This is a genomic window from Rhizobium sp. 18055, assembly GCF_902706285.1.
Classification (GTDB): domain Bacteria; phylum Pseudomonadota; class Alphaproteobacteria; order Rhizobiales; family Rhizobiaceae; genus Rhizobium.
The window spans coordinates 1-12,163 of sequence record NZ_CACSKD010000008.1; the positions used below are offsets into that span (position 1 = coordinate 1).

At 57.7% G+C, this 12,163-nt stretch carries 16 protein-coding genes and 1 pseudogene; 6 read left to right on the forward strand and 11 right to left on the reverse strand.

From position 1 onward, the window contains the following. On the reverse strand, positions 1 to 638 hold a 638-nt coding region (locus GVL52_RS15160), incomplete at its 3' end, for a hypothetical protein (protein WP_160008518.1). Between the two features lie 199 nt (positions 639 to 837). Then, positions 838 to 1,242, reverse strand: a pseudogene (locus GVL52_RS15165) (hypothetical protein); the annotation flags it as partial. A gap of 207 nt (positions 1,243 to 1,449) precedes the next feature. On the opposite strand from GVL52_RS15165, the gene GVL52_RS15170 reads away from it, so the two are divergent. Continuing rightward, positions 1,450 to 2,826 carry an amidohydrolase family protein gene (locus GVL52_RS15170; protein WP_244619179.1) on the forward strand — a complete coding sequence of 459 codons (1,377 nt, stop codon included), beginning with the start codon at positions 1,450 to 1,452 and terminating at the stop codon, positions 2,824 to 2,826. Between the two features lie 39 nt (positions 2,827 to 2,865). On the opposite strand, the gene GVL52_RS15175 is transcribed toward GVL52_RS15170, so the two are convergent. The 5 genes from GVL52_RS15175 to GVL52_RS15195 all read right to left on the reverse strand — a co-directional run bounded on the left by GVL52_RS15175 (position 2,866) and on the right by GVL52_RS15195 (position 5,180). Further along, entirely contained in the window at positions 2,866 to 3,066 is a 201-nt protein-coding gene (locus GVL52_RS15175; protein ID WP_160008524.1) for a hypothetical protein, read from the reverse strand. Between the two features lie 170 nt (positions 3,067 to 3,236). Then, positions 3,237 to 3,770 carry a cytochrome b gene (locus tag GVL52_RS15180; protein ID WP_244619202.1) on the reverse strand — a complete coding sequence of 178 codons (534 nt, stop codon included), beginning with the start codon at positions 3,768 to 3,770 and terminating at the stop codon, positions 3,237 to 3,239. 56 nt (positions 3,771 to 3,826) lie between these two features. Beyond that, positions 3,827 to 4,252 (reverse strand): sulfocyanin-like copper-binding protein, encoded by a 426-nt coding sequence (locus GVL52_RS15185; protein ID WP_160008918.1) that lies wholly within the window; start codon positions 4,250 to 4,252, stop codon positions 3,827 to 3,829. A gap of 80 nt (positions 4,253 to 4,332) precedes the next feature. Next, positions 4,333 to 4,905 carry a cytochrome b/b6 domain-containing protein gene (locus GVL52_RS15190; protein WP_244619180.1) on the reverse strand — a complete coding sequence of 191 codons (573 nt, stop codon included), beginning with the start codon at positions 4,903 to 4,905 and terminating at the stop codon, positions 4,333 to 4,335. Next, positions 4,905 to 5,180 carry a PepSY domain-containing protein gene (locus tag GVL52_RS15195; RefSeq protein WP_160008528.1) on the reverse strand — a complete coding sequence of 92 codons (276 nt, stop codon included), beginning with the start codon at positions 5,178 to 5,180 and terminating at the stop codon, positions 4,905 to 4,907. Before GVL52_RS15195 ends, GVL52_RS15190 begins: the two co-directional genes overlap by 1 nt. A gap of 287 nt (positions 5,181 to 5,467) precedes the next feature. Between GVL52_RS15195 and GVL52_RS15200 the strand changes: the two genes are divergently transcribed. The 3 genes from GVL52_RS15200 to GVL52_RS15210 are packed head-to-tail and all read left to right on the forward strand — an operon-like array spanning position 5,468 to position 7,700. Further along, positions 5,468 to 5,689, forward strand: coding sequence for a PepSY domain-containing protein (locus GVL52_RS15200; RefSeq protein WP_280179106.1), 222 nt, complete (start codon positions 5,468 to 5,470; stop codon positions 5,687 to 5,689). Continuing rightward, positions 5,686 to 6,351 (forward strand): response regulator transcription factor, encoded by a 666-nt coding sequence (locus GVL52_RS15205; protein ID WP_160008532.1) that lies wholly within the window; start codon positions 5,686 to 5,688, stop codon positions 6,349 to 6,351. Before GVL52_RS15200 ends, GVL52_RS15205 begins: the two co-directional genes overlap by 4 nt. Further along, positions 6,351 to 7,700, forward strand: a complete 1,350-nt coding sequence (locus tag GVL52_RS15210) for a HAMP domain-containing sensor histidine kinase (protein ID WP_244619181.1) — start codon at positions 6,351 to 6,353, stop codon at positions 7,698 to 7,700. Before GVL52_RS15205 ends, GVL52_RS15210 begins: the two co-directional genes overlap by 1 nt. Positions 7,701 to 7,736: 36 nt before the next feature. Here the strand turns inward: GVL52_RS15210 and GVL52_RS15215 are convergent, their stop codons facing one another. The 3 genes from GVL52_RS15215 to folE all read right to left on the reverse strand — a co-directional run bounded on the left by GVL52_RS15215 (position 7,737) and on the right by folE (position 9,749). Beyond that, positions 7,737 to 8,390 (reverse strand): ChrR family anti-sigma-E factor, encoded by a 654-nt coding sequence (locus GVL52_RS15215; protein WP_160008534.1) that lies wholly within the window; start codon positions 8,388 to 8,390, stop codon positions 7,737 to 7,739. Continuing rightward, positions 8,387 to 8,962, reverse strand: a complete 576-nt coding sequence (locus GVL52_RS15220) for a sigma-70 family RNA polymerase sigma factor (RefSeq protein ID WP_244619182.1) — start codon at positions 8,960 to 8,962, stop codon at positions 8,387 to 8,389. Before GVL52_RS15220 ends, GVL52_RS15215 begins: the two co-directional genes overlap by 4 nt. 178 nt (positions 8,963 to 9,140) lie before the next feature. Next, on the reverse strand, positions 9,141 to 9,749 hold the full coding sequence (folE, locus tag GVL52_RS15225) for a GTP cyclohydrolase I FolE (protein ID WP_160008536.1): 609 nt from the start codon (positions 9,747 to 9,749) through the stop codon (positions 9,141 to 9,143). A gap of 75 nt (positions 9,750 to 9,824) precedes the next feature. Between folE and GVL52_RS15230 the strand changes: the two genes are divergently transcribed. Both GVL52_RS15230 and GVL52_RS15235 read left to right on the forward strand, forming a co-directional pair. Continuing rightward, on the forward strand, positions 9,825 to 10,877 hold the full coding sequence (locus tag GVL52_RS15230; protein ID WP_160008538.1) for an NAD(P)/FAD-dependent oxidoreductase: 1,053 nt from the start codon (positions 9,825 to 9,827) through the stop codon (positions 10,875 to 10,877). Further along, the gene (locus tag GVL52_RS15235; protein WP_244619183.1) at positions 10,874 to 11,617 is read left to right on the forward strand and encodes an SDR family NAD(P)-dependent oxidoreductase; all 744 of its coding nucleotides are present in this window, start codon (positions 10,874 to 10,876) and stop codon (positions 11,615 to 11,617) included. Before GVL52_RS15230 ends, GVL52_RS15235 begins: the two co-directional genes overlap by 4 nt. A gap of 83 nt (positions 11,618 to 11,700) precedes the next feature. Here the strand turns inward: GVL52_RS15235 and GVL52_RS15240 are convergent, their stop codons facing one another. Further along, on the reverse strand, positions 11,701 to 12,159 hold the full coding sequence (locus GVL52_RS15240) for a YbaK/EbsC family protein (RefSeq protein WP_160008542.1): 459 nt from the start codon (positions 12,157 to 12,159) through the stop codon (positions 11,701 to 11,703). Between the last annotated feature and the right edge of the window lie 4 nt (positions 12,160 to 12,163).

Below are 12,163 nucleotides of genomic sequence, written 5' to 3' on the forward strand. Positions count from 1 at the left end.
CCCCCCCCCCGCAGACTGACATTGATCGCGGTACGCTCCTGGGCATCCTGGCTGGAGGAGCAGAAAAGCGCTTCGCTATGCTGTGGTCCGTCGTTGCCCCGATGGTCGTAAGCAACGGCTTTGACGAACGTTTTTACCCCAAGCGCAGGCGAGGTCCGCCGCCGCGGCAACGCTTCGGTGATATTGGGAACCTGCAAAACACCCTGCTCCAACGAAAAAGGGCGCTCGACCGAAAGGGAGCGCCCATCACCATTCCTCAGCGTCGATTGCGGCGGTGCAGGGGATTGGTTGCGGTCAATCTGATGCGAGTCGCAAATTCCGGCAAGCAAGACGTCGAACGAAACCGGAACATTTGCAGTACGTTTTCCATTTCGTGCACAGGTTTTCCACAGGATGTCCACAGGCGAACGTATTGAGATTGCGTCGTGTTCACCGAGGGCTGGTCGAGCGAGTGTCATATCGATGCGACAGCATCCCGGAGTTTTATATGCGGGATACCGCGCGCGGCCCTGCGCGGTTATGGTATGCCACTCCTCGAGCGCCAGGCGGCGGACGCTCGGAGCCGGGGAGCGGTCGGCAATCCGTTGGCCGCTCCTCGAAAGGAAAGATACCATGACCAGCAACACCGAAAATGACATCCCCGACTGTCCTGACGACGCGTCCACTCGCAATCAGCGAAGCAAGCCAACCGACGCACCGCTTGTCGATCAAGCCTTGCAGAGTGCCAGGGAAAAACGATCCCGGAAAGATCTGGCCGCCGGGACAGGGAGGCCGGGAACAAGCAAGCCCTGACGCCATTCCTGCCGTTAGGGCAACGCTTCGCATGACCAAGCTGGCTCAAGCGTGAAAAAGTCCGCAGCGCGCGCCTAGAACTGCATTGAGAATGCCAATCACCGGACCATGCTGGACAACGTCCCACTTGAACTTGTTGGAACCGGTAAAATCGTCGGACTCGTAATCCTGGGAAAGCGCGCGATACCCAATTCGAAGAACGGTCGGATGGTCCGCGACCATTGTTCGATATCCCAAATACGCTTGGGCATTCCAGCTTAGTTTCGATCCGACGCCAAAGCCGCCAATGTCGGCCTCGTAGGCACGATAGGACGCGCCCCCGCTCAAGTTCGTCGTGGTGATCTTGAGTGCCAGTTCGTTATGAAGAATTTCCTCGTCCTGACTTGTCTGCACGAGCTGGCCATCAACGTAGAAACAGAACGGCGCGCTTCTCACCTCGATGTTGCCCAAACCACCTATACGCTACCCAAGAACCTTGTTTACGCGCCAGCGCTGCCAAGCAGTTGCCAGGCAAGGATGAAATGCTAGTGTCACTTGCATTAGCGACAGCAAGGGGATGCCGGCATGGTTGGCAGGTTTGGGCGCAAGTACGGGGATCTTGTGGACGCCGGGGCATGCCTGTGCTGCGATCGGCGGCTGCAGGAATTGACGTTGCGGATGAACACAGAATTTTCCCGTCGAACCGCATTGCTTGGCGCGGGGGCATTGCTGACCACCCTCGGGCTGTCATTTTTGCCGGACAGTGCGCAAGCCCAGTCGAAGAAGGCGAAAGGCGTCCTGTTCGAGGAGGTCCGGATCTTTGACGGGCGTTCCGAGATGCTGTCGAAAGCCTCGAACGTGCTGGTTGTCGGCAATGTCATCAGCGCGATCTCGGCGACGCCGATCACGCCTCCTGCTGACATCACCGTCACCCGGATAAAAGGCGGTGGCCGCACGCTGATGCCCGGCATGATCGATGCTCATACCCACATCATGTTCGCGACCATCCCCCAAATGGCAATTCTGACGTCGGATATCGGCTTCATCAATGTGGCGGCAGTGAAAGCGGCCGCCGATACGCTGCAGCGAGGGTTCACGACGATCCGCGATATGGGCGGGCCATGCCTTGGCCTCAAGCGAGGCATTGACATGGGGCTGGTGCCGGGGCCGCGCATCTGGCCGTCGGGCGCGTTCATCTCGCAGACGGGTGGACATGGCGACTTCAGACTTCCGAATGAGCTGCCGGCAGCGCCTGGTGATTTCAGCTTCTCCGAGCGTGTTGGAGCTGCCGCCATCGCCGATGATCCTGGCGATGTTCGCAAACGCGCCCGCGAGCAACTGGCCCTTGGCGCGTCTCAGATCAAGCTGATGGCCGGCGGCGGCGTGTCGTCGGCATATGATCCTCTCGACGTTACGCAGTTCACGCTCGAAGAGATTCAGGCTGCCGTTGGTGCTGCGGAGAACTGGGGCACCTACGCAACGGTCCATGCCTATACACCGAAGGCTGTTCAGCAGGCATTGAAGGCCGGCGTCAAATGCATCGAGCATGGCAACCTGCTGGATGATGCTACGGTCGCGACGATGGCTGAAATGGGCATCTGGTGGTGCCTCCAGCCCTTTCTTGACGATGAGGATGCGACGCCCTTCGCAGAAGGCTCTGCGAACCGGAAAAAGCAGCTTCAAATGTTCTCAGGCACCGACAATGCCTATGCGCTCGCCAAAAAGCACAGGATCAAGACGGCCTGGGGAACCGATACGCTCTTCGACGCAAAGGTCGCGACACGGCAGGGTGCACAGTTGTCTAAGCTGACCCGGTGGTACAAACCCGCCGAAGTGTTGAAAATGGCGACGGCAGACAATGGCGAACTGCTCGCACTTTCAGGCCTTCGTAGTCCATACGAGGGCAAGCTCGGGGTGATTGAGGAAGGTGCCTTGGCGGATATCCTGCTTGTCGATGGCGATCCCATTGCCGATATCGCGTTGATCGAAGACCCCGGAAAGAATTTTCCGATCATCATGAAGGACGGCGAGCTCGTCAAAAACAACCTTGGCTAGCAGGCGAACTTCGCCGTCGCGGCCGCATCGAAAGCCAGCTCAGTCCGGTGATTTCCAGGAGAGGCCAGCGTCCTCGAAGTGACGTTGTAGAAGCTCTTTCACTTCGTCTCTTGAGCGATGGGGGAATTCGTAGGAAAGGAACCTCGCCATCGTGTCCAGATCCAGCAGATTGGGTTTCATGGCGTCTGCACGTTTGGCAACAACAGAAATTTCACGGGTCAGAAGCTTGTCTTTCTTCACATATCGCTCCGTTTTTTAATTCGGATTGAGGATGTTCCCTTCGTATAGACAAGTAGTAAAAGAAATGAATCCAGATTTGATCACTTCGTTATTTGCAACGAAGCTCGACCGGCGGCGAGAGCGGCGCACGACAAGCCGCGCCAGGAATATGATTGTCCGTTGCCCAAAGATCAGCCGACCGTCATCCGACGAAGAACGTTCGTTTTCCAGTAGAACTGGTGCACGAATACGCCGAGGACATGAGCAGCCAGCACGGCCCAGAGGACAACCTTCAGAATATCGGCATGAATGCCACCGATGCTCTCATACCCCAGATAATAGGCGGCCACCCCTGTCACCGGCATGGCAAGCAGGAGGAGATAAAGAACCACATGCGCGACTTTGGCCGCCCATTGGAAGATCGCGGGCTCCTTCGATGGCGCGGGAGGCGTGCCCTGGTAGAACCGGAGGACCAGACGCAGGATCACAAGCAGCAATATGGCAATGCCGACATAGGAATGGATATTGGCGCTGGCGATCTGGTCGGCCGACGCTGAGCCCGTTCGCCTCATGCTGCGATGCCACTCGTTCATACCATCCGGTAGCAGCAGATTGAAGAAAACCAGCGCGGCGGTCAGCCAATGAAGGACGCGTTGCGGAACAGAAAATGAGATTGGTTGCAATGGATCTGCGCCCTTGTCGCGGAAGCCTGTGATGCCGGCGATCGACAATATGCCGAGATCGCCAGCATCGATAGACATTTTCGCTTGTTATTTAGGTGCTAGTTGGTGACCGTCAGCATGGCATGCATGCCAGCTTCGTAATGGCCCTTGATGTTGCACACCAGCAGATAGGAGCCCGGTGCCAGCTTTGTCTTCAACAGGCCATCAGCACCCGGCTTCAGCTCGGACACCTCACCCATGCTTTTCAACTGCTTCTCGTCGATGCGGTGTTTTGCATCGATGTACGGAATTTTCTGGTCGACTGACTTCAGCTTGACCAGCACCATTTCGTGCTCTTCGGTCATGGCATCGTTGTGAACCATGAACGTCGTTTCGCCAGCTTTTACAGACGGTTGGTCGAGCGTCAGGGTCATTGGCCCGCCACCCTCACCGCCTTCGACAACCTTGATTGTCGTCGCGGCAAATGATGGCGTTGCAAGACATGCAAAGGCAATGGCAGCAACGGTGTATCTGGTAAATCGCATGTGGTGTTCACCTTTTAGTTTGAGCAGCCCAGGGGAGCGCATATGAAATGATACTGACAGGAAACTGAACGCGGCTAACTTCAACTCCGGCGTTTCCAGCCCGTGATCATGGCGTGCACCAGGTTCTCCCGATGCTCGACGCTGGCCAGCACCACCCCGACGACGTGGAAAACGATAAGGCCCAGCGTAGAATAGACCAGTGTCTGGTGGGTATCCTCCACCCATTCGACGCCCCAGTAGGCATCCGTCGTCATCATGTATCCGGTCGTCACGATACCCGATATGATCAAGAGCAAAGCGATGACCATCGCTCCGCCGGCCGGATTGTGGCCGATATAGCGCTTTGCCCGCAATCTTGCCGTGTCCGCCAGGAAGCCGATGACGGTCACGGGATTGCGGACGAAGTTGACAAACCGCGCGTGCTCGGAGCCGAAGAGGCCCCACAAGACCCGGATCGCGACGAGGCTGCCGATCGTATAGCCAGACAGGATATGCGCCGACTTCCATTCCCCTCCCGTGAAAAACGAGAAGGTGAAGAACCCGACCAACGCCCAATGGAAGGTTCTGACGATGGGATCCCAGACCTTGATCCGTTCCGGTCGCCGCTGGCGACCGGAAACAGAGCCTTGCATGTTCTGCTCGGCGTCACACATCAATCGTCTCCGTCGATGCCGACCTGAGCGCCGGTTTCAGGGTTGAACAGCGCCTCGATCTTCTTGCCGTCCTTCACGCCGTAGACCTCGTAGCAACCCTTTTCGGCTTTTACCTGGCGGACATCGAAGCCCATGCCGACGGCCTTGGTCTTGATGGCATCCTTCGTCATCCAGTTGGCTTGCGGAATGTCGCCGCACTTTCCAGCGTCTTCGGCATGGGCGACGCCACCAAGCAGGGAGGCAGCGAACAGGGAGGCAATCATGATTTTCTTCATTGTCCGTATCCTTCGTTGACCCGGCCGGGCACCCTTGCTCCGAACCGTTGACTGCAAACTAAGCGAAGGGAGCTGAGCGATAGCTGACGCGAATTGTCAGCGAAACTTCAGCTTCACGGTGGTATTGATTGGGAATGAAACACGCGCGCGACAAAGCATCGGGATGTATCGCAAAGGCCGGAATGGCCTTTGCGATTTTCACAGGGCTGACCTTTGGGACGGCATCGCTTCTCCGCGCTGATGACGACGATAAGGCAAATATGACAAGCCAGGACCAGGCGCGCGATATGTTGCGCGACCGCGTAAGAAGGGGTGAAATCAAATCACTTGCCGACCTCCGTGATACTGTGATGACCAAGGTACCCGGCGAAATCGTCTCGACATCGGTGGATCAGGAGAACGGTGCGACAGTCTATGATTTCCGGATTCTGAACTCCGCCAACAGATTGGTCGAGGTCGAGGTCGATGCGGCGTCCGGGGTGATCCTCGAAATCGAGAACGACGAATGAGAGTGATGCTCGTCGAAGACGATCTACTCATCGCACGCGATGTTATCGTTCATCTTGAGCGCGCAGGTTTCGTTGTGGTCCACGAAAGGGACGGCGAGGCCGGCTGGTTTACGGGCGATGCAGAAGAATTTGCCGCGATCGTACTTGATCTCGGACTGCCCCGGATGGACGGTCTGTCCGTTCTCAAACGCTGGCGCTCCGAGGGCCGCACGACCCCGGTCTTGGTATTGACTGCGCGCGGAAACTGGCAGGAACGCGTCGAGGGTATCGATGCCGGAGCCGACGACTACCTGGCGAAGCCATTCCAGATGGCGGAACTGCTGGCGCGTCTGCGGGCGATCATTCGGCGCAGTGCCGGACAAGCAAGTTCCACCGTCAGCTTCGGCGACGTGACCATCGATCTCAGGACAAAGACTGTCACGCGTCTCGGCCTGCCGATCGACCTCACCCCCCTTGAATACCGGTGTCTTGCGTTCCTTGCGAACAACGGTGAGCGTCACGTTGGCCAGATCGAATTGACGGAGCAGCTCTACGCCCAGGACTTCGAACGTGACAGCAATTCCGTAGAGGTTCTTGTTGCGCGTCTGCGTCGCAAGCTTGGCCACGAGTTCATTGCGACACGGCGGGGCTATGGCTATCGCATCAACGGAAGCAGCATCTGATGCGCTCGATACGCCGTCGCTTCCTGATGGTCTCACTGGTCAGTGTCGCTCTTGCCCTGCTCATGGCAAGCCTGGTGATGATTGCGCTGTTCACGCGCAATCTTGAACGACGGATCGACCACGAGCTGACAGCTCACATCAACAACATTGCAGGAGCGTTGCGTTTTGCCGGCGACGGAAAGATTGAGCTTTCCGATCGCCCCGTCGATGGGCGCTTTGATCAATCCTACAGCGGCCTGTATTGGCAGGTGGAAGACGACCAGCGCGGCGACCAGCTACGCTCAGCATCCCTCTGGGACTATTCGCTTCCCTTGCCAGAGGACGGGCAGGAAACCGGCACCATCGATCGCTACCATCTTCAGGGCCCTGACAAAGCCGACCTTATCGTACAGGAGCGAAAGATCATTGTCGCCGCTCCAGACGGCAGGCGAGCGATCCGCGTCGCTGCGGCAATCAACGCCTCCGAGGTCACGGGGCCCAGCCATACGTTCGCTCTGGATATCATTCCCTACATGGTGGCGCTTGCCGTTTTCCTGATTGCCGCGTCACTGGCGCAGTTGACTTACGGATTGAGGCCGCTTTCGTCGGTCACCGAAGGGCTTGATCGCATCCGTGAGCGCAAGTCGGATCGTCTGGACGGCTCCTTTCCGAAGGAACTTCAGGCGATCGTCGATGCCGTCAACCGATTGCTAGAAGCGCAGTCTCAGCTTATTGCCCGGGCCCGCACACGGGCAGCGGACCTGGCACACGGCCTGAAATCTCCGTTGACTGTTCTGTTCAACGACGCAGAGACGCTGCGGGAACGCGGCGAAGGCAAGATCGCCGATGAACTGACCCATCTGGCGGACGTCATGCGATCGCATGTCGATCGGGAGCTCACACGCAGTCGCATGGTCGGAAGCGTCGTCTTGCGACCGTCTGACACGGATCTGGCCGCATCCCTCAACACGATTGCTCGGACACTGAGACGGACGCCGCGAGGCGAGACGTTGACGTGGACCATCGACGTCGAAGATGGTTTGGTTGTTCAAATTGAGCCCATCGACCTGCAGGAACTCCTAGGAAACGTTATCGACAATGCGGTGAAATGGAGCCGGTCAACCATCCGCATCCTTGCACGGCGGCAGGATGGGAACATTGTCCTGCTGATCGAAGATAATGGTCCCGGCGCGAGCCCTGAGGGAATCGCGACCATGATGGAGCGCGGCACGCGCCTTGACCTGAAAACGCCCGGAACCGGTATCGGCCTCGCAATCGTCAGCGATATTGCCGAGGCCTATGATCTGGCAGTTGAGGTTGCGAACGTCGACAGTGGCGGACTGCAGGTGATTATCCGCTTCCAAGGCTAACATTGACACATCAGCAGGCATCGAACGGCATCTGCTTTAGATACCCAGGATAGGCTGAAGCCAGCGCATGAATCTGCTTTTGAAGCGCAATGGCGCATCTGTCACAGCCAGGCAAATGCAATCCCGATCTTCGCTCGCGCGGGGTTGATGCATCAGATCGCTGTCAGCCATTTCAATGTCGCCTCTGCCGAAGGTGGAAACGGCATCGCTGAAACTCCCTTCCAGGACGAGGGTGAGTTCGGTCCCGGCATGCGAGTGTTCGGGAACTGGTTGGCCTGCAGGGATTTTGAGCAGCCGTACCGTCGTCGTCGGGTCTGACGTCGGAATGATCATCTGGGCGGCACCGCCACCCATTCGGCGCCACTTCAGGCCGCCGGTATTTGCGATATAGGATCTCAAGGGCTCAGGGTATGTCGTATCTGTGCTGCCTTCGCGTCTGATCGCGACGACTTTATCGATTTCGCCTGCTTCAATTCTGGCATGCACCTTGGACCAGGCATCTGATTGATCGTCGTTGGCCGCCGTTTCACGGTCGAGAAAGTAGCCACCGACACTTTCAAACACGCCAAGCTTTGCCCGGCACGACGGACAAAGCGCAAGATGAGTTGCGACGGCAACGCCCCAGCCCTCTGGCAAGGTGCCGGCGGAATATCTGAGCAGCATTTCGTCGTCCAGATGGTGTTCGATCATTTGAGTTCGTCCTGAAGTGCCAAACGCAGTTTCTCGCATGCAAGCCGTATCCTCGATTTTACCGTACCAAGTGGGAGGTTGAGTTTTTCCGCGATCACCGGATGGGTCATTCCATCGAAAAAGGACATCCGGAGCACTTCGACGTACTTTTCCTTCAGCGACAGCATCGCACGGTGTAGCTGCTGGGCGTCCTGCCGCTTTTCGATACCGGCATCGGCGGCTTCAGTCTCGTCGGGCACAAAAGCGGGATCATGGGCGTCGAATTCCGGGCGATCTGTCCGGCGCATTGCGTCGATCCGCTGATTGCGCGCGATCGTGAATATCCATGTCGATGCCTGAGCTTTTGCAGGATCGAACAAGCCCGCCTTTTTCCAGACTTTCATCATGGTCTCCTGCGTCAATTCCTCGGCAAGAACCCGATCACCCCTCGTAAGCCGCATCATGTACGACCGCACACGCGGTGAAAAATACTTGTACAGCTCTTCGAATGCGGTGACGTCGCGCGATATAGCCACCGCCGCCATCAAGGAATTGATTTTGACTGCATTCGCTTTTTTTTCGTCTTCCCCCAATGGGCCAACCTTCTCGTTCCAATTCAGACGCTGATCGGGGCGGCGCCTTTGGGGCGATCACTCGATGCGAACCGGTTGGACCGGCATTTCCGTCGTCATGTTCACAATTACGGGGAAAACGGGATACGGATCAGAACAGCGGTAAAAAAATCTTCCAAGTGTCTAGCGTACAGTGGGCTCAGCTTCTGGCGAGCAAGAAGAACCGGGACTGAAGCGCCGCAGACATCTCGAAATCGCCTTTGAACGCCGTGGTGACCGTCGTGGCGCCCTGCTTTTGCACTCCTCGCATCGCCATGCACATATGCTCTGCGTCAAGCAAAACGGCGACGCCCCTGGGTTTCAAAAATTCGGTCAGTGCACTCGCGATCTGGGCGGTCATCGCTTCCTGCGTTTGAAGGCGCCTCGCAAAGATATCGACGAGCCGTGCGATCTTGGACAGGCCGAGAACTCGCTCGTTAGGAATATACGCAATATGCGCCTGCCCCTTGAAGGGCACCATGTGGTGTTCGCAATGCGAGAAAAACGGGATGGATTTCACCAGCACCATGTCGCTGTAGCCGCCGACGTCTCCGAAGGTCTTCGCCAGAACCTCCTCCGGCGCTATGTCATAGCCGCCAAACAGTTCGCGATAGGCTCTCGCAACACGGCCAGGTGTTTCCAGCAAGCCTTCCCGGTCTGGATCATCGCCCGCCCAGCGGATCAACGTTCTGACGGCTGCTTCAGCCTCTTCCGCAGTCGGTCGCCCATAGGCAATGCTGCCACAATCACGTTGTGAGAGCGTATCCATCTGTCAAGCTCCGTTTACTGTTCAACACGGGTTGTACGGCAGGAATAGCGAAGTAGATCAAACAACGAGTGCGGCATGCCCTACCTCCGATCTGATCCGAGCGAGCGTTTTCCGCGTAGTGATTTCACAAAGGAAAAAATGATGAGCGAGCGTCGGAAAATCGCAGTTGTGGGTGCCGGTATCGCGGGCCTGGCGCTGGCAAGGTCACTGCACGACATCGCCGACGTCACCGTTTTTGAAAAGAGCCGTGGCGTCGGCGGTCGAATGGCAACCCGCCGGGCGGGCGCGGGCGGCTTTGATCATGGTGCGCAGTATTTTACGGTCCGAGACGATGCGTTTCGTAGAATGCTGGAGCCCGCAATCGAGGAAGGCATTGTGCAAGCCTGGACCGGCACAATCGGCTCGTGCTCGAGAACGTCTCCGGGCATCCGGCATGAAGCAGTGCTATCACCCAGGTTTGTCGGGACGCCCGGCATGACGGGTTTGCCGAAATGGCTGTCGCGCGGTCTGGACGTGCGGTTGGCAACGAAGGTCGATGCGATTGAAGGCGTGCCATGCCGTTGGGAGATCGCGGTCGGATCGGAGCGGATCGGCCCTTTCGATTGGGTTGTCACCGCATGCCCCGCGCCGCAAGCCTTGGCGCTGTTGCCGGCCAGCTTCAGTCGGCGCGAGCCGATTGCCAATGCGAACATGAATGCCTGTTTCACGCTGATGATCACCTTGGAATATCCTGCCCTTTCTGATCACTGCGCGCTCCGCTACGACGACGAGATCATCAGTTTTGTTGCGGACAATTCATCCAAGCCGCAACGCTCGGCTCAGCCGTCGCTCGTGGTCCATTGCCAAAACACCTGGGCTGATCGAAACATCGGGAGCGACCTCGATGCCGTTCGATCGGCTATGCTCGGCAACCTGGCGAAGTTGATGCCCGGCATTGCATCAAACATCGCGGCTGTCGAAATTCACCGCTGGCGATTTGCCAATGTGGACGTCGCTAGCGCAGACGACGTGCTGATCGATGTCGATAGCAGACTGGCCGCATGTGGGGATTGGACCATCGGCAACAGGGTCGAGGCCGCATTCTTGAGTGCAAGGAAACTCTCACAAGCCTTGGGAGCAAGTCTGTGACACTCTCCGACAACAAGGCAGAGTCGCCAATAGACGGGTCACCTTTCAGCCTTGGATCACTTCGACAGGGCTACCGAGCGGTTGTCATCGGTGCAAGCGGCGGCATCGGGTCCGCTCTTTGTGCTCATCTCGAATCTGACCCCCGCATCGGCGAATTGGTTGCGATCTCGAGAACGATTGACGGGTTCGACGTCACGAACGAGCGCGTAATCGCGGAAAAGGTGGTCGAGATCGGTGAGCCGGTCGATCTGCTGATCTGTGCGACGGGTATGCTGACCGTCGATGGCACACCGCCGGAAAAGTCGATACGCCACATCGACCCTGCTGTGATGGCGGCGCAGTTCATGACCAACGCAATCGGTCCTGCGCTGGTCGCAAAGCATTTTCTGCCCCGTTTATCGCGGCAAGATCGCACAATTGCGGCATTTCTCTCCGCCAGGGTCGGATCGATCGCCGACAACAGAATTGGCGGCTGGATATCGTACAGGTCGGCGAAAGCGGCGCTCAACCAAATTGTCAGGACCGCCTCGATCGAAATGGCGCGGACCCACCCAACAGCTTCTGTCGTCGCAATTCATCCCGGCACGGTAGAGACAAAGTTGTCGGCGCCATACTCACGAGGACACAAGACCGTCACGGCGGTGACAGCGGCGTCCAATATCCTACGCACGCTCGACAACCTCCAGACCGGCGAGACTGGATCGTTCGTTGCGTACGACGGCTCGCCGATCGAATGGTAATTAGCTTTGCACCTGGATTTCGTTGAACAACTGCCGGAACAATTCAGGTCTGCACGCTGCTCGTTCACTGGCAGTGAATGCGATCACTGGCACACATCGACCCAGGTGGCGCTTGTGAGCTCCGCAAGGCGGTCTGTCGTTATTCTCACCGCAGAATTCGTCGATCCGGCAGCCGGCACAACCTGGTCGAAACGCCTGAGGGAGACATCGCAATAAATCCGCAACGGCGACGGCAGCCCGAATGGGCACACACCCCCGACCGGGTGGCTGGTGACCTCGACGACCTCATCGGCGCCCAGCATTCGGACCTTTGAACCAAAGGCATCCTTGAACTTGCGGTTATCGAGCCGCGCAAGTCCGCCTGCCACCACCAGGATCGGTTCATCTCCGAGACGCAGGCATATCGTCTTGGCGATCTGCGCGGGATCGACGCCATGAGCTTCAGCAGCCTGCGCGACGGTCGCCGAACTCTGCTCCGTTTCGATAACGGTGATATCAGGGGCATATGCGCTGAGAAATGCGCGGACAGTTTCTATGCTCATGGCA